The sequence below is a fragment of the Anabaena sp. UHCC 0451 genome, assembly GCF_034931405.1.
Classification (GTDB): Bacteria; Cyanobacteriota; Cyanobacteriia; order Cyanobacteriales; family Nostocaceae; genus RDYJ01.
In genome coordinates, this window is the sequence record NZ_JAYGHA010000015.1 from 88,299 (window position 1) to 106,014 (window position 17,716).

Sequence of the window (17,716 nt, forward strand, 5' to 3'; positions counted from 1 at the left end):
ATCAGGGATATTAGGAAAGTTCGGCATCATGTATTTTATAAAAATCAACAGAAAATTTGGAATTCAATCCTTTTCTGATGTATGAAAATTTATATTCCTAACAAGGGAATACTTTCATAATCATCTTTGACTCTTAATTCAACTAATATCTGAGTGGATATGGCAACACCTAATAATAATAGACAATCTAATTTTTTCAGATTTATTTTGACTCTTGATCCTGTATCTAAGATGATTTTTATCAGTCTTGGACTGGCCAGCATTGGTACATTTGCCATTATTATTTGGAATTTAAGTAGTCGTTTCACATCTCCTCAAATTACTATTGCAGCTGGAGATAAAACCGGAGAAAGCTATATCATCAGCGAAGCCATCACAAAAGTAGTTGAACGCAGATCCAATATCAAAATTACACTACAAGCAACCGGGGGTACATCAGAAAATCTAGAGCTGTTATTAGCTGGTAAAGCTGATTTAGTAACGGCTCAAGCTGATGTAGTTTCTCAAAAACTTGGCACTTTAGCCAACGATAAATCTATACTTTTAGATTACAAGAAAAAATCCACAGCTAAAACAGTCGCCGTATTATATAGGGATCTATTTCAGTTAGTTGTCAAAGATCCCAAGATTAACCAATTTGTTCAACTCAAAGGGAAAACGATTGCTTTAACTCCTAGTGGTGGACAGTATGAGTCTTTTATGAAGATAGCAGAACATTATGGTTTAAGCCAAAAAGATTTTAGAATTACAGGCTTAGATATGAGTGGCAGACCTATTAAGAATTATGATGATAATTGGGCTGATCAAGATTTTCAAAAAAACCGAGCAGATGCAATATTTCGAGTTCGCGCTGCCGGGAATAAATCCATCTCTAACATTGTCAATAATTACCAGGGAAAATTAATACCAATTCCCCAGGCAGAAGCCATGAAAATCAAGCAACCTGCTTTAGAAAGCGCCATTATTCCTCAAGGTGCATATAGAGGAAATTCAGCTATGCCGCCCACTAATTTGCCCACAGTAGCAATATCAAGACTGTTATTAGCTAGTGATCAAGTAGATACCCGTATTATCAGAGAAATAACCCAAATTATATATGAATATCGCCAAGAAATAGCCAATGAAATTGCTAAAGAACACGCCGAAGTTCAACCATTAGTTGCTAATATTAATCAACCCAGTGATGGTAGTAGCACTGACATCACTTTACATCCAGGCGCATTATCTTTCTATGAGCGAGACAAACCTTCTTTTATTCAAGAAAATGCCGATTATGTAGCTTTAATATTAACAGTTATTGTACTCACAGTTGAATGGATTAAACAAATCAAATTATGGGTAGAAAAAGGCAAAAAAGATGAGGCTGATGAGTATCTTAAATTAGCTATTAGCCTCATGAAAGAAGGTCAATACCAGCTAGAAGATAGACAGAAAAAGCTGGACACAACATTTGATGAAGCAGCTAAAGCTTTAATTGATGAAAAAATTTCCCAAGAATCATTCCGAACTTTTAATGAAGCTTATAAAACTACCAGAGAAGCTATAGAGAAAGATCGGAAACTTGCTCAATTAATGATTGAACAAAGACAAAGAGAAAATTCTGCTAAATATATCAAAATAGTAGTCAAATTGTTGCAATATCGCCAGAAAGATAAAGATTTATTGCAACAAAAGTTAGACCAAATTCTGGAACAGGTAGTAGGAGATTTAGTAGCAGAAAATATCTCCCAGGAATCATTTCGGACTTTTATTGAGGCTTATAAAGCTACGCGAGATGCAATTGAACGTAATAATTGAGACTCCTAACTCCTCAATTTTGAATCTTTACCTATCTATAACTAGGAGTCTACATTTTATACAAAAAGTTTTCTAAAAAATACCAAAATCATACATTACCGAATATATTCTAGAAAGAGTATTATAAAGTTTGCATAAATTTCCGGGAAAATTAAGTGTATACAAAGAATACCGCATAGTTCCTACTGGTTTAACTAGGAGCTAATATCCTCCTCAAAACAACAGCTAAAACCACCTAACGCCACAGAAAATCACCAAATCAATTAATAAACTACATTGGATTATGGATACGCTGCCCACGAATATTCCCAAAATTATGATTGTAGATGACGATTTCAGTGTGAGAAATCTTGTCTACCGATTTCTAAGTCGCAAATACCAAATAGAATCAGCCGTAGACGGTCAAAGTGCTATGGCATTATTTGAGCAATTTAATCCAGCCTTGGTAATTCTAGATTGGAATTTGCCAGATGCCAATGGCTATAAGCTTTGTCAAGAAATGCAAAGTCGTACCAATGTTTTGGTTTTGATCCTCACTAGCCGGAATGATGAAGCTGATAAAATCAAGGTTCTGGCTGCTGGTGCAGATGATTTTATGACAAAACCATTTAGTTTGGCAGAAGTGGAAGTCAGAGTAGAAGCCCTTTTGAGACGTGTACGTTATATTCATCCTCATCAATCACAACGTCTAATTTTTAAACAATTAGCAATTAATCCAGAAGGTAGAGAGGTAAAACTGAACGATAAACCTTTGGCTTTAACCGCCTTAGAATTTAATATCTTACATTTTTTAGCCAGCCATCCTGGTCAAGCTTGGAGTCGTCCCCAACTAATTCAAAAAATTTGGGGTTGTGATTATGTCGGAGATGGACGAGTTGTCGATGTGCATATTGGTCAGCTGCGTAAAAAAATGGAAGCTGATTCTAGTACACCAGAGTTTATTAAGACGGTGCGTGGCTACGGTTATAAGTTTGAACCACCAGAAGGTAGTAGAGTTTAAACTCTAATACCCAAAAAACAACTCATTCAGAGATTTATTAGGTTCTGCGTTAATAATTTGGTTGTACACCTGAATTCACTAAGGAATTTGACGGAGGCTTGATCACTTAGTTGGTGTGAGTTGGGATTATTGCAGCTAAAGTCGGTCAGGGAACTTGTATCTACTCAAGCCTCATCACAATTTTAGATGTTAAATTCTGCAATTATGAATTTGAGATTGAGGTTTAACAATTGTGAATAAGCAGCTATTGCAGAAAAATAAAATAATCTTAATTATTCACAGTGGGAAGCAGTTTTAACGATAAATTTACATCTTAATATAATATTATGATTGGGTTTCTCATATTGCAAATATTCTTTAAATGTAGTAATTTCAATGAAACTAACAGTAATTACCTTCAATCTCCGGTACGACAAACCAGATCCAGGGGTGCATCAGTGGGAAAAACGTGTAGGTGCGATCGCATCCGTGATTCAACACTACCAACCTGATTTATTGGGTACACAGGAGGGTAAAGCCCATCAACTGAGAGATTTACAAGCATTGATACCTGAATATAACTTTATTGGGGGCGATCGCACGGGAACAGGAACAAGTGAACACTGTGCTATTTTCTATCATCCCCAACGCTTGAAATTGCAAAAAACCCAAGATTTTTACCTCAGCGATACCCCAGAAATTCCTGGTAGCATTACTTGGGGAACTCGTTTACCACGTATGGCAACTTGGGCTAATTTTCAAGTCGGTAATCCGAGTATTTCCCTCACTATCCTTAACACTCATTTAGATCACGAAAATGCTCAAGCTAGAGAATTAGGTGCTGCATTAGTTAATCAACGGTTAATGGAATTTCCCCCAGATGACTATCTACTTCTAACTGGGGATTTTAACGCCAATCCCAATACTACAGCGCGGCAGATTTTCGCCGATAATCACAAAATCCAAGATGCTTTAGCAACGCTGACTTTAGAAAAACAGAAAACTTTTCATGATTTTACAGGCGAAGCCTGGGATGCCATTGATACTATATATTGCGATCGCCGTTTTCAGATCGAACAAGTAATTATTGACCATCAAAAATGGGCAGATGTTTGGCCATCCGATCACTTTCCTGTGATTGTGCAATTACAGTCATTATTCTAGATAATAGATTTATATAAATGTTTATTAGTAATTTTCTCTCGAAGATAGCAATCCTCTTTGATTTGTGAATATTGCAAGAGTCAGATCCCCGACTTCTCTAAGAAGTCGGGGATCTTGTTGTTCATAACTATCAGCATTTGGAATAAAAAAAGTAAACGCACCTTGTCAATAAAGCCAAAGTGCGATCATGATTTAATCCGCGCAGACGGACTTTAGTTGTGTAGTTCCGCAATTTCTGATCAAGAGTTAAATATCAATCTCACTCAACTCACGGGTGATATAGTCAAAAGGCTCGTCTACAAACGCTGTATTAGCCACACCCGCCGCCGCAGCTTGCTCTCTAGCAATATCCTTCATAATCTGAATACCGCGCACAGTAGGGCTAATAGGTACACCCAAAGAATTGTAAGTTTCCCTTAACCCTTGCAATACACGCTCATCCAACACATTCATATTAGCTGCAACTAGAGCATAAGTAGCATAGCGCAGATAATAATCCATATCACGCAAACAAGCTGCATAACGACGAGTTGTATAAGCATTACCACCAGGACGAATCAATTCTGGTAATTCTTCAAACAATCTAGAACCAGCTTGCTTAACAATAGCTGCCGCATTAGAATTAATCGCCGCCGCTGCTTGCACTCTAGCCGTACCAGTTTCAAAGTAAGACTTGAGGCTATCAATCGCATTCCGGTCAAAATATTTTCCGGCTACGTCATAATTCTTAATTAAAGTTGTAACTGCATCGCGCATTCTTGTTTCTCCCAATTGTTACTATCTATGGTTTGATATTAATTTGGCTGCATTCATGCACCAGTCAAGTTTTGTGCCATTCAGATGAAATAGATACGGCACAAAAAACATCCATCCATTACTTAAGGATTTTATGCCAAAGTTGACCACGATAAGATGAAGTTTCTTGTTTTGTGCAGATTCAGAAAGAAAGGTTAATATAACCTGTAATCCAGACAATCTGTAACAAAAACCACAAACTCTGATCAAGTCAACTATTTACGATATTCCAGGTGGTGTGTCACAACTTGGGTGATGAGCAGGGTTAAAATGCTTTTGCAGAGTCTGGTTTTATTTTAGGAAATTGGGTACAGAAGGAGTAACAATGACAACCCCACAAGAAGTCTTGAAGATGATTCGAGACAAAAACATTCAGATGATTGATCTGAAATTCATTGATACACCTGGAACTTGGCAACATTTGACCATGTACCAGGACCAAATTGATGAAAGTTCATTCTCTGATGGCGTACCTTTCGACGGTTCTAGTATTCGGGGTTGGAAAGGTATCGAAGAATCTGACATGACAATGGTACTCGATCCCAACACCGCTTGGATCGACCCATTCATGAAAGAGCCAACTCTAAGTATCATTTGTAGTATTAAAGAACCCCGCACAGGCGAATGGTATAACCGTTGCCCCCGCGTTATTGCCCAAAAAGCAATTGACTATCTAGCTTCCACCGGACTTGGTGACACTGCTTTCTTTGGTCCTGAAGCTGAATTCTTCATCTTTGATGATGTCCGTTACGACCAAACCGCTAACTCCGGTTACTACTATGTAGATTCCGTAGAAGGTCGTTGGAATACTGGTAGAGAAGAAGGCCCCAACCTGGGCTACAAAACCCGCTTCAAAGAAGGTTACTTCCCAGTTCCACCAACTGACAGCTTTCAAGATATGCGGACAGAAATGTTGCTAACAATGAAAGACTGTGGCGTACCTATTGAAAAGCAACACCATGAAGTGGCAACAGGTGGTCAGTGCGAACTTGGTTTCCGTTTTGGTAAGTTAATTGAAGCTGCTGATTGGCTGATGACTTACAAATATGTAATCAAGAACGTGGCCAGAAAATACGGCAAAACCGTCACCTTCATGCCAAAACCAATTTTTGGCGATAACGGTTCCGGTATGCACTGTCACCAATCTATCTGGAAAGGTGGTCAACCTCTGTTTGCTGGTGATAAATATGCTGGTATGAGCGAAATGGGACTTTACTACATTGGTGGTATCCTCAAACACGCTCCTGCATTGTTGGCAATTACCAACCCCACCACAAACTCTTACAAACGTCTCGTACCTGGTTATGAAGCACCAGTAAACTTGGCTTATTCCCAAGGTAATCGTTCTGCTTCTGTGCGGATTCCTCTGTCTGGGGATAATCCCAAAGCCAAGCGTTTAGAATTCCGTTGTCCAGACGCTACTTCTAACCCTTACCTAGCGTTCGCAGCTATGCTGTGTGCTGGTATTGATGGTATCAAGAACAAAATCCATCCTGGTGAACCCTTAGATAAGAATATCTATGAACTTTCTCCAGAAGAATTGTCTAAGATTCCTTCTACTCCTGGTTCTTTAGAATTGGCTTTAGAAGCATTGGAAAATGACCACGCTTTCTTAACCGAAACTGGTGTGTTCTCAGAAGATTTCATCCAAAACTGGATTGACTACAAGCTTGCTAATGAAGTTAAGCAAATGCAGTTGCGTCCTCATCCCTACGAATTCTTCTTATATTACGATTGCTAATTGCCATCCGTAGTTAAGTATCAAATATTTAAGCCACCCTCAAGGGTGGCTTTTTTGCACAAAAAAAATATTAGCTCATGGAAGCATGACTGGAGCTATAAAGGGTTTGTGTAGTTGGATCTATTTTCCCTTGAATCGGATTCCAATAGTTGGATAGTTCTTGGGGAAGACCAAGTTCCTGTGTAGCACGCATCAGCATTGATTGTTGACGATTCTTAACTTGCTGATGTTGACGTACCATTAACGCACGGGATTTTTCTTGAATAGACATAACCTGATCCTCTCTAGTTTTTTAGTAATAGATAATTAAATCTTTTGTTCTGACATATATATATTATCTGGAATTCTGTATCATAAACTACGGAATTGCAATTTTGTCACAAAAATTTATAAATAGGGTTTGCTGAGAAAGTCTTCTCGTTGAGGTTTAGGAGTCAGGAGTCAGAAGTCAGGAGGAGATTTGAAAACTTCTTTTCCATCTCTCGAACTCTACAAAATTGCAAGGTTTTTGAGACACAAGACGCTATATTTTTGCACCTACTTTCCTGTTTATCCACCTCCAACCTTTGATTTATCTGGGTTTTACATTTATATGCCTGACGGCACGCTCCGCGAACAGCATCCCCTAACTAGGGGAATAGGTACAGAATTTTCTCCCCTGCTCCCCAGTTTCCAATTAAGCCGTCACAAGTTTTTCCCCTCTTAGCATCCGGGTAGCTGCTTCTAGTAAAGCTTCTTCTAGATAGGGTTTAGTAAAGTAACCACTAGCACCTAGTTGAACCGCCATTTGCCTATGTTTGTCTGCACCTCGTGAGGTAAGCATGGCAATAGGTAAGTGATTCAAGCTACTATCCGTTTGGATGAGTGAGAGCAATTTCAGCCCATCACAGCGTGGCATTTCGATATCACAGAAGACGATATCGCAAGGTAAACCGGAACGAAGTTTATCCCAAGCCTCTTGACCATCACGGGCTTGTTCAACGCGATAACCTGCCTTAATAAAAGTCAGAGAAAGTAATTCCCGCACAGTAATTGAGTCATCAACAATTAGCACTGTCGGATCAATCTTCACATCTTGAATTGTCTGTGTAGGAGGAGCCGTTTTTCTTTGCCAAGAACTACCACCAATTTGTTTAGACATCTTGCCTTGGAAGATGTCAATGATTTCTAAAACATCGGCAATAGGCATAATGCGACCATCACCAAGCACTGTAGCACCAGCAACACCACTGGGTTTGGGTGCTGGACCTTCAAATTGCTTAATGACTATTTCTTGTTCACTTAATACCTGGTCAACTTGAAGAGCAACCATTGTATTACCTGAGCGGACAACAACCACGGAAATCATGTCATCATCTCGCGTGTTGCTATAGATATTACCGCGACTAATCTGGCGATTGAAGGCTAAAATGTCCTTTAAAGGTCGGAATGCTAGGGCTGTATCTCGCCACAAAATAAACGATTGCCCATCACTATCTTTCTTAATATCCGTGGCAGCTATATCTATTGTGTCTTCCACACCATCCATTGGGAAAGCAATTCTTGATTTATCGGAGATACAGAATAGAGCTTTACAAATACTCAAGGTGAGTGGTAAGCGAATAGTGAAGGTAGTTCCTTTACCTAGTAATGAATCAGTGCTAACTGTGCCACGAATTTCGTTAATATCGTTTTGAACTACGTTCATGCCTACGCCCCGGCCTTTGATATCATCAATTTCATCGGCTGTACTGAAACTGGGCAGAAACAAAAGTTCATAAACATCTTGGCGAGTCATGTTTTGTGCTTCTTCTGGTGTGATCACACCTTTTTGAATTGCCTTGAGTTTCACTTTTTGATGATCAATGCCAGCACCGTCATCAGTGACAGCGATGACAGTTTGGTTGCCTTGGTGGAAAGCGCGGATCGAAATTATTCCCACAGGTGGTTTACCTGCTGCGGTGCGAACTTCTGGGGTTTCAATCCCGTGAGCGATCGCATTATTAAGCATATGGGTAAGCGGGTCAGTCAGATGATCCAAAATCATCTTGTCAATTAATGTATCTGCCCCTTCGGTCTCCAATTCTACTTGTTTTCCATACTTAATCCCGTTATCCCGCGCTCCTCGGCGCAAGCGGTCAATAGCTTGAGCAAAAGGAACCATTCGGGCTTTAGTCAGTCCCTCTTGTAGCTGAGTAGTCACTTGACGGAACTGTCGCGCTACTCGTTCGGTTTCTTCAGTCACAAAGTCAATATCGCTTCCTGACTCCCGAACTCGGACAATATATTCTATTGTTTCTTGAGAGAGGGTATGAAAGAGGCTAAACTGATCCATCTCTAGTTCACTAAAACCTCTGTCATTGGAATTATGAGAACGACCTTGGTCTCTGATCGATCTAGTCCGGCTACTCAACAGAGAAGCTTCTAGGAGCGATCGCTCATATAACTCTTGCATCCTTGATCCCACATCGGAAAGATGTTGAATTTGAATCAGCAAGTTATCTAATGACTGTCGCAGACGCTCATGATCCTGTTCTAAAGTATTGCGATTGACTACCAATTCCCCAACTAAGTTGCTCATCTCATCCAGTTGTTTAACTGGAATTTTCATGCTTTCTTCTTTGACACGGCGAATAGTTGGACGTGGTGTTTTACTACTGTTAGATTTTGCTGCTCTTGCAGGTGATTTCATTGTTTGATCCGCTTCGGCCAACAAAATCTCCAAGTCTTTAAATTCATCAGGCATTTCTGAAGACCCAGCAGCATTTTGAGCTTTTCTAACCACAGGTTGGCTCAGTTTTGATGGAACTTCCGCCATCTGTTCGGCTTCAGCATTATCTATACTCAATAATGCATCTAAAGCGGCAAAATCAACTTCTGGCAGGGAGTCTGAATTGCTTGTTTCTGTTACTAATTCCTCGTCTAGTAATGCTTCTAAGGAAGCAAATTCATCTACTGTATTTTCCGAACTATCTGCTGTTTCTGCTGTTGTAGTTTCTAACTCTAGTTCTTGAGAATCTTCTTCTATTAGCGTTAGCTCAATTTGCTCAGATACATCTGCTGTGACGGACTCTTCTTCTAAGTTCAATTCTAGGAAATTGTCATTGAAGAGATGCTCAATATCTTCATTTAATGCCTCTGACTGTGTTTGGTTATTGAAGCTAAATTCGAGAGTATGATCAGCAGTTACCTGGTCATCATTAATAGATTGAATTACTGTTAAATCGTCTAAAGAAACTGGTTCATCTTCATTGCTGTTGTTATCAAAACTAGCAAACCAATCCCAGTCCAAATCAGCATCTGTCTGAGCAGATGGATTAGTAAACTCTGGCATGAAATCTAGTGCTTCTGGTTCTTGAGAGAAGCTGTGAATTTCTGGTAAGGACAACTCATTATCATGATCTACTGTGTTGGAACTAGATGGAGATTCTGCTAAATCAGCAAATAAGTTATCTTCACTATCAGTTGTCAACGAAGGATATTCTATCTCTTTTTCCTGGTTTTCTGTAAAATCAAAATCTCCCAAGTAAAAGCTGAGGTTAATATCTGACTGCTGACTATCAGCTAAAGTTTCTCCAGAGGCTGCAAATAAACTTTCTTCTAGTTCCTTAGCCACATTTTGTGCGACTTCAGCAGTTATTTCCGGTGCTAAATCCATCTGATCCCAGAAGGTGTTGAGATCGTCTTCATTGTGAGAAACTTCTGCTCCCGTGTTTAGAGGTAAAGCAAATAAATCACCTATTTCTAAATCATCTGGTGTTTCTGTTGTTTCTTCTTCTAGTTCACCTAATAAATTATCCAAAGACAGGCTTTCTAGTTGAGTTTGGGTGAGTGATGATGCAGTTTCGTCAATAGTCAGTTCTTCTAGAAAATCAGTATTTATATTGGTTATTAACTCATCAAAACTGTTCTCAATTACAATGATTTCTGATTTAATTTCTGGCTCTTCAGGCAATGATAATAATTCATCTTCTTCTGATACCAATCCCAAAATATTATCCACTGCTTCATCATTAGTGGTAATTATTGGTGCAGTTTCTTCAGGAGATGGGGATGCGTCTGTAAAACTTACTGTTAATTCTTCAGTAATGTCAGATTGGAAGAATTCTAGATGGGAATTGCTGGTAGAAATATCGCTAATTTCTGGAGTCTGAGGAGTTGTCGTTTGATGTTGTGGTTCTGAACTTTCTGATTCTAAAAAGTCTGCGCCGAATAATAGATTTAGGTCTTCTGTGGTATTATTGGCAGGAGTTTGTAGTTCCTGACTGCTAGTATGATGATCCAATAACAACAAGTCATCTAAATCGTCATTACTATCGTCAACTTGACTGTTACTAATTCCTAATTGATTGCTGTTAGTTTCTAGGATTTGTTCTTGTCGCCAAGTTTCATCTAGTTCATCAGTCTCCCCTTTAAATAAATCTTCTAAAGTATTTAACTCAGCAATACCTACTTCTGGTCCATTCATGTCAAAAATATTATCGCTATGATTAAGCGTTTCCTCTTGATCAGTGAATAAGGAATGGACAGAATCAGCTTCTAAATCTAAATCTACATCTATGTCATTTAATGATATTTCCGGTAAGCTATCAAAGTCGTTATCGTTTGTATTTGCTGCTAAACTAAATTCTTCTATTGGTTCAAATGTAATTGTGCTGTTGGGCAGCACATTATCTGTATTTATTTCTAGTGTATTCCTAACTTCTGTATTTGTTTGTGGTTGCTCATCTGCCCAATCGAATGTTAGTTCTAACAACTCAAGTTCTGGAATTAGCTCTAGTGATTCTAATTCTTGACTAATAGTTATTTCTGATTCTCTACCTTGAATAACTAATTCTTGAGCTTGCTTGATTTCGGTAATAATAATTTTGGCTAAAGTGAGATAACTATTATCGGGATTGGCGATCGCATTGGTTGCTGATTGACATAATTTACCCCATTGGGGCAAATTAAATTTCTCCCCAAGTTGAACTAATTGCTGACAGCATTCCTGCAAATTGTCCCTAGATGAAGGTGTGCTGCTTTGTTTAAACAGTTGCAGCATTTCCCGTAGGGATTGTAGGACTTGACTTTGATACTCTGACCAATTAGCATTTTGGCTGACTACTAACGGTTTTTGTGGTTCTTTTGGAGGTACAATCTCCTGTTTTGGCAGTTCTATCTGTGTAAACACAATAGGGGTATCACCGCCTTGGGATTGTAATAATAGCTCTAAGTGCTGATTCAGTCCTAAAAATATCGGTTCACTTTCTGACATCAAACTATTTGCCGTTTCCTCTGACAGTCCAAATGGACTACTCAGATGATCTAACAAAACTTTTAAAGTATCAGAGACACTAAGAAATAAAGACTCTAATTTTTGATCGACCTGAACTGGATGCTCTTTGAGAACTTTAAAACAATCTTCCAGTCTGTGAGACGTGTGCTGGATACTACTCAATCCTAGCATAGCCGCCCCTCCTTTAATGGAGTGAGCAGCCCGGAAAACTTCGTTGACCATTTCTGGATCGTTCAGGGTATCTTGCAGCTTCAGTAGCCCCTGTTCAATGGTGTTCAGGTGGTCTCTGGCTTCTTCGATAAAGTAACCTAAAATCCGTTGTTGTTGTTCAGGCTGCATAAACAAGGATGAAGAATAAAGGATGAATAATTAATGCAGGATTCAGGTATAGTTTTGGATTTGGGATTGAACAATCTAAAATTTAAAATCGCAAATCCAAAATTGAATTTTTCCTTTACCTGGATTCAATGGTTTCCACTCGGAAGCGTTCCACAGAGGCTATCAAGTCGCGGGATACTCCCACCAAGTGTTGTAAAGCTCCTGAAACTCGCTGTGCTTCTTGGGAGGTTTCTTGGGCTGTGAGTTCGACTGATTGCATCACCTGAGCTACAGCGCGAGATGTTTCTGTTTGTTCTACGGTATCACTGGTAATTGAACCTACTAGACGGTCAATATGATCAGCTACTTTAATGATGTTTTCTAGTGATCGCTTGGCTTCTTCTGCTAGTTTTGTCCCTTTAATTACCTGTTGTGTCCCTTCTTCCATCGCTGTCATTACCGAGCTAGTTTCGCTCTGGATTTGCATGACGATTTGTTCAATCTCTTTCAAAGACTTGGCGGATTTATCTGCTAACTGGCGGACTTCATCAGCGACAATTGCAAACCCCCGTCCAGCTTCTCCGGCTCTCACTGCCTCAATACTGGCGTTGAGTGCCAATAAGTTGGTGCGAGAAGCAATCTGGGAAACCAAGGCGACGATAGAGTTAATTTCTTGGGAAGATTCAGCTAACCGCTTCACTTTTCGGGTTGTTTCCGCGACTGTTTCCCGAATTTCCAAAATCCCGGCAACGGTATTTTCTACTGCTTCGCCTCCTTGAATAGCAATCACACTGGCATCACGAGCTACACCTTCGGCTTCCTTCGCTGCCAGTGCTACCCGTTGAATCGATTCAGTCATCACCTGTACAGAATTGAGGGTGACAGCTAATTCTTCGGCTTGACGCAAAGCATCCCCTGATAAGGCTCTAGCGAAAGTTTCTGAATTGGTTGAACCTTTGGTAACATCTCTAGCTGCCACTTTCACCTGCTGCACAATATCCCGCAGGTTTTGAATTGTCAGGTTAAAGGCATCAGCTACTGCTCCCAATACGTCAGCTGTCACCTCAGCTTGAACCGTTAAATCCCCTCTAGCTGCTCCTTCCACATCATCTAAAAGGCGAATTACTTGGCGTTGCAGGTTTTCTTTGGCTTCCTCTTGTTCCACCGCTTTGCGTTGGGCTTCATTGGTGGTCATGAAAATCACCCTAGCCATATCGTTAAAGCTGGTGGCTAAGTACCCTAATTCATCCTCTGAGTAGACTGTAGCCTGAACATTGAGATTTCCTTCTCGGACAGCATCAAACTGAGCTTGCAAATCTTTGGTAGTGCGGCGAATTTGTTTGAGTGTCAGATTACCCATGAAGCCAGCTGTCATCCCACCTGCCAGTCCTGCGGCCAAAGCCATTGCCCAACCTGTATTCCGCACCGACTCCCGTTGTGACGGTGGAGAAAATGAAGTTGCACCAAAACTAACTAGAGCGGCTACTACTGCTGAGGTTAAACCTACTGTCCCTGCTATATACCACTGCTTTTTATCGAGAGAGGCATTTTCAAAGAATCCAAATATACCCTGCTCAATGTTGACATTGGGTTCTAGTTTAGAAACTTCTGTTGGGGTAAATACAGGAACGGCTTCTTGAGCGCCAGTAATGGTGAAGAGTTCCTCATCGCGGTCAACATCGTTATCATTAATTGAGAAATCTTCTTTAAAACTACCGCTAGAAGAACTCATCTTCTCCCTGGTTTCAGATAATAACTCCATACTGTTGTAGTTAGAATCTTCTGCTAGGTCAAAGCTGGGAATACTTCCTAAATCATCAAATTCGTCGAAATCTCCGAGAAATTCGATGTTTTTAGCATTGTCTTCCTGCATGACATAATTATTTGACTCTTCATCAGTGGCAAAGCTTTCTGAACCAAAGGCAGATTCAAAGGCATCTAAATCGAAACCATCATCATCCAAGTCATTTAACTCATCTCTGGTATCTACATTTGTCTGCCGACTACCAGCGGTAATATTCTTGTGTAAAGATGATGATACTTGGGTATTTAAGTCTGGCTCTTCTACAGGTTGTAGTTCCTCGGGAATTTCTTCTATCAACTCCTCTGGACTGCTAAAAAATGTATTGACGTTGCTGTCTCTTAAATCATTTCTATTTAAATTATGATGGTTTTCGTGTGCAGCAATGATCATACTAATATCTTCCTGACTATTGCTGGAAACGTCAAAATCCTCCATACTCATGTCGTCAAAGTCTAGTGAATCTTGTTCCATCATTAATTCAGGTGCTGGCTCCCAATTATTGTCAGCTGATAAATTAATTTCGGCTAAAGATAAATTAATCTGATCCTCATAGTTTGCTGATAATTCCTGTTCTGAATGGAGATCCAGGTTGGCAAAATGACTATTTTCTCCTGACTCTCCCATATTCTCTGATGAAATCCCTTCTTGCCAGAAAGAAGGCAATTCTAAATCTTCTAACTCCTGACTATGATTACTACTGGCTTCTAATTCTGAGAATGGTTGATCTAAAGTTAGTGGTAACTCTAAATCGCCTAACTCTTGACTATGATTATTACTGGCTGCTAATTCTGAGAATGGTTGATCTAACGCAAAAGGATCATCACCAAATATTGAGCTATCCGATAATTGATCAAAACTATCGAAATCGCTTTCAAAAGGATTATTTGCAGCTATATCTTCGAGAGCATCTGGCGATGCTTCATAGTCACCAAAAGACTTTAGATCAAAGTTGGTGTTATCCAAATCTCTACTAACTCCTAAATCTAGTAAATCTGCTTCCTCAGTTACCAGACCATTAGATGCTTCTACAGAATTTGTTGGTTCATTAGGCTCAACTGCAAATACATCTTCACCGAAGGCATCAAAGTATTGTTTAATACTTTCAAGGTAATTGGTGGCAGAACCTAAAATTTCTTGATCATCTGTCAAATAGAACACCTGCTCATATTCTGCTTTGGCGATCTCAAACTGCTGCAAAACATAGTAGATGTGACCTCGCAACAAATGAGAATTGGGGTCATCTGGGAAACTATCTACCGCTTGGTCTATTAACTTAGCGGCCACCTCATAATCTTCTTCTGTATAGGCTGTTAGTGCCTGCTGATATTTTGAATTGCGATCATCTATATTGACTACCATTTCCTCCCTCCCAACTTCATCCTGCCCACCTAGCACTCCGCAAAATTGCTGTTTGATCAATCAGCCTCAGATACTTATTACTTTCAGTATCTAACCATTCTCCCCGGAGAAAAGGAGCCATTGTATCTGGGACATTAGTTGGTGGCATTAGATACTGTACATCTAGCCAACCCATGCCACAGATTTGATCTACTCCTAAGCCTACTATGATGTCTTGATCTTCAACAGCAATTACTGGTATCTCCGATCTATCAGTGTTTAAGGGAGTCATCTCCCCTAGAAATTGACCTAAATCTGCTACCCAAATTAATCGACCTCGTAAGTTTAGAGTACCCAAAAGCAGTGGAGAAGCATTAGGAATCGGTGTGATCCGATCTGGACTGAGTTCAATAACTTCCCGGATACCAGTTGCAGGTAATGCAAACTCCTGATGGGAAGGAATGTAAAATCGTAAATGTAACTCGCCTTTTGGGTCTATGGCTTGGGCTAGGCTATCGCTATCAGGATTTTCTAGTTGTAATTCTGGGCGATATTGATCTTGACCACTGCCACTTAAAAAGTCTGGTTTGCTGACCATATTTTTGTCATCCTTATCCTCGCAGCAGTTGTTTGACTGTTCCCACCAATTCGGTTGGTTGAAACGGTTTGGCTATATAAGCGTCGGCTCCTTGCTTCATCCCCCAGTAGCGGTCAAATTCTTCTCCTTTAGAAGAACACATAACTACGGGGACATTTTGGGTTTTGGGGTCGGATTTTAACCGCCGACAAAGTTCATAGCCGTTCATCCGGGGCATGACAATATCCAAAACTACTAAATCGGGAGGTGTACTTTGAATAGCTTCCAAAGCTTCTACTCCGTCTCCAGCATGGGTGACAGTTAAGCCACTAGCTTTGAGGAGATCTGTAATCATCTCCCTTTGGGCGATACTGTCTTCGACAATCAGAACTGTACTCATAAATACCTATCTACCTCCTGTGTCAGACTTTCTTTTCTGGAATGTTCACCAATTCTCTTACTAGCTAATAAGTGTATAAATTAATTCTACTGTTTAACTAATTTACTGAGTATGGTTGTTTTACTGGAGTTAGCTGATTCTGTGATAACATTTTTTACCCTATCTTTGAGCAAATCCACAAGTCTGATCTTGCGTTTATATTCCCACACTAGAATCTAGGTTGATATATTTTTCTACAAGCATCAGTAATTCAGTATCTGCAAATGGTTTTGTTAAATAATCTGTAGCTCCAACCATCCTAGCTCTGACGCGATCAATAAATCCTTCTTTGCCAGTGAGCATGATAATTGGTACAAGTCGAAATGCTGTGGAATGTCGCAGCATGGAGCAAATTTCGTATCCATCCAATTCCGGCATCGCAATGTCACATAAAATTAAATTTGGTTTGAGTAGAAAAACAAGACTGAGGGCTTCTAAGGGTTTGGTGATGGAAATCGCTTCATATCCTTGTGGTTTGAGGATTGATTCCACGGTTTCACAAATGGAGATTGCATCTTCAATACATATTATCCGTCCTTTATGCTTGTCTACCTGCTCCCAGCTAGGTGTTTGATTACTAGGAGTGGAAGTAGCTGAATATACTAATTGTAACCATCCCTGCTGTACATAAGGATATATTGCTTTGGCAACGGTTAAAATATCACGATTCAGAGAACGAGCCAATTGGCGTAGAGATGTTTTCCCATCTGCCCAATGCTGTAACTTATTCACTGTAGATACTGGTAGTGAGTCTGTCAATCTAGCTATATCAGCCAGTACAGGCAATTGTTCTGGCGATTGAATATGTGGATATAGCTGTTTCCATTCTTGCACTTGCTTGGTAATTTTTGTCACTAGAAATGTAATTTCTAAGCTGGTTAATTGAGGGACAAGTGCTGCACCTAAATCAAAAATGAAACTACCTTGGTGTAAACTCAACAGATCAAACAGTGTTTCATGTACTAAGCCATGAATGATGTTCCGGGCTACTTTTGGTGTGATAATATTTTGCTCTAAAAGCGCCCAGATATAGGCGTATTCTGGAGAATTTGTTGATTCCACGGTAGCAAGTTGCGTTTTGTTAAGCCGTTTTTCAACTCGGTAATGACGTAGATAATCATCAATCCGAGGTAAACTACTTTCACCAGCTTGACAGTAGACTATTTGACCGTTTAAAAAAAATACAAACCAAGATAGTTGTTTGCTCTCTGTGGCAGAACGATGCTTGAGGTTGTCTTCGTTACTAAGTTTATGGCTGTAGTAAGTGTTGTGTGCCTCCACCCACAACTGCCCGGTTCTTTGTCCTAAAGAAATAAGTTGTAGGATACTACAAATATCAATCTCGTTTAAATTTCCTTGCATTTACCTACAAAACCCTCCTTGGCATTCTCGAAAGATTACTTTATTAATTGTCACCTTCAGCTTTTCCCAATTTCAAGTAGAATGACAGGATGATTATCTGTAACCAAACAGTCTGGCAACTTTAAGATATGATCATTTTGTGATA

General features: G+C 39.7%; 11 protein-coding genes. 4 read left to right on the top strand and 7 right to left on the bottom strand.

Annotated elements, in window-relative coordinates; translation table 11 throughout:
* Positions 1–159 precede the first annotated feature (159 nt).
* From VB694_RS12420 to VB694_RS12430, 3 genes are all read left to right on the top strand, one after another.
* Positions 160–1,797, top strand: a complete 1,638-nt coding sequence (locus VB694_RS12420; RefSeq protein ID WP_323360628.1) for a TAXI family TRAP transporter solute-binding subunit — start codon at positions 160–162, stop codon at positions 1,795–1,797.
* 283 nt (positions 1,798–2,080) lie between these two features.
* Positions 2,081–2,797, top strand: a complete 717-nt coding sequence (locus VB694_RS12425) for a response regulator transcription factor (RefSeq protein WP_323360629.1) — start codon at positions 2,081–2,083, stop codon at positions 2,795–2,797.
* 375 nt (positions 2,798–3,172) lie between these two features.
* Positions 3,173–3,940, top strand: a complete 768-nt coding sequence (locus tag VB694_RS12430; protein WP_323360630.1) for an endonuclease/exonuclease/phosphatase family protein — start codon at positions 3,173–3,175, stop codon at positions 3,938–3,940.
* 246 nt (positions 3,941–4,186) lie between these two features.
* Here the strand turns inward: VB694_RS12430 and apcB are convergent, their stop codons facing one another.
* Positions 4,187–4,696: an allophycocyanin subunit beta gene (gene apcB / locus VB694_RS12435; RefSeq protein ID WP_323360631.1), complete on the bottom strand. Its 510-nt coding sequence runs from the start codon at positions 4,694–4,696 to the stop codon at positions 4,187–4,189.
* Positions 4,697–5,060: 364 nt separating this feature from the next.
* Here apcB and glnA point away from each other — a divergent pair, with 364 nt between their 5' ends.
* Complete coding sequence (glnA, locus tag VB694_RS12440; RefSeq protein ID WP_323360632.1) at positions 5,061–6,476, top strand: type I glutamate--ammonia ligase; 1,416 nt, start codon at positions 5,061–5,063, stop codon at positions 6,474–6,476.
* 70 nt (positions 6,477–6,546) lie between these two features.
* Here glnA and VB694_RS12445 read toward each other — a convergent pair whose 3' ends face one another.
* From VB694_RS12445 to VB694_RS12470, 6 genes are all read right to left on the bottom strand, one after another.
* Positions 6,547–6,747 (bottom strand): hypothetical protein, encoded by a 201-nt coding sequence (locus VB694_RS12445; RefSeq protein ID WP_323360633.1) that lies wholly within the window; start codon positions 6,745–6,747, stop codon positions 6,547–6,549.
* 405 nt (positions 6,748–7,152) lie between these two features.
* On the bottom strand, positions 7,153–12,072 hold the full coding sequence (locus VB694_RS12450; protein WP_323360634.1) for a response regulator: 4,920 nt from the start codon (positions 12,070–12,072) through the stop codon (positions 7,153–7,155).
* Positions 12,073–12,187: 115 nt separating this feature from the next.
* Complete coding sequence (locus VB694_RS12455; protein ID WP_323360635.1) at positions 12,188–15,214, bottom strand: methyl-accepting chemotaxis protein; 3,027 nt, start codon at positions 15,212–15,214, stop codon at positions 12,188–12,190.
* Between the two features lie 16 nt (positions 15,215–15,230).
* Positions 15,231–15,791 (bottom strand): chemotaxis protein CheW, encoded by a 561-nt coding sequence (locus tag VB694_RS12460; protein WP_323360636.1) that lies wholly within the window; start codon positions 15,789–15,791, stop codon positions 15,231–15,233.
* A 13-nt stretch (positions 15,792–15,804) separates the two neighbouring features.
* Complete coding sequence (locus VB694_RS12465) at positions 15,805–16,170, bottom strand: response regulator transcription factor (protein WP_013193093.1); 366 nt, start codon at positions 16,168–16,170, stop codon at positions 15,805–15,807.
* A gap of 195 nt (positions 16,171–16,365) precedes the next feature.
* Positions 16,366–17,571, bottom strand: coding sequence for a response regulator (locus VB694_RS12470; RefSeq protein WP_323360637.1), 1,206 nt, complete (start codon positions 17,569–17,571; stop codon positions 16,366–16,368).
* Positions 17,572–17,716 lie beyond the last annotated feature (145 nt).

Excerpts from the sequence above, each read along its gene's own strand:
- VB694_RS12425 (WP_323360629.1), top strand. The coding sequence starts at position 2,081 with ATGGATACGCTGCCCACGAATATTCCCAAAATTATGATTGTAGATGAC.
- VB694_RS12455 (WP_323360635.1), bottom strand. The coding sequence starts at position 15,214 with ATGGTAGTCAATATAGATGATCGCAATTCAAAATATCAGCAGGCACTA.
- VB694_RS12450 (WP_323360634.1), bottom strand. The coding sequence starts at position 12,072 with ATGCAGCCTGAACAACAACAACGGATTTTAGGTTACTTTATCGAAGAA.
- VB694_RS12430 (WP_323360630.1), top strand. The coding sequence starts at position 3,173 with ATGAAACTAACAGTAATTACCTTCAATCTCCGGTACGACAAACCAGAT.
- VB694_RS12470 (WP_323360637.1), bottom strand. The coding sequence starts at position 17,571 with ATGCAAGGAAATTTAAACGAGATTGATATTTGTAGTATCCTACAACTT.
- glnA (WP_323360632.1), top strand. The coding sequence starts at position 5,061 with ATGACAACCCCACAAGAAGTCTTGAAGATGATTCGAGACAAAAACATT.
- VB694_RS12460 (WP_323360636.1), bottom strand. The coding sequence starts at position 15,791 with ATGGTCAGCAAACCAGACTTTTTAAGTGGCAGTGGTCAAGATCAATAT.
- VB694_RS12420 (WP_323360628.1), top strand. The coding sequence starts at position 160 with ATGGCAACACCTAATAATAATAGACAATCTAATTTTTTCAGATTTATT.
- apcB (WP_323360631.1), bottom strand. The coding sequence starts at position 4,696 with ATGCGCGATGCAGTTACAACTTTAATTAAGAATTATGACGTAGCCGGA.
- VB694_RS12465 (WP_013193093.1), bottom strand. The coding sequence starts at position 16,170 with ATGAGTACAGTTCTGATTGTCGAAGACAGTATCGCCCAAAGGGAGATG.
- VB694_RS12445 (WP_323360633.1), bottom strand. The coding sequence starts at position 6,747 with ATGTCTATTCAAGAAAAATCCCGTGCGTTAATGGTACGTCAACATCAG.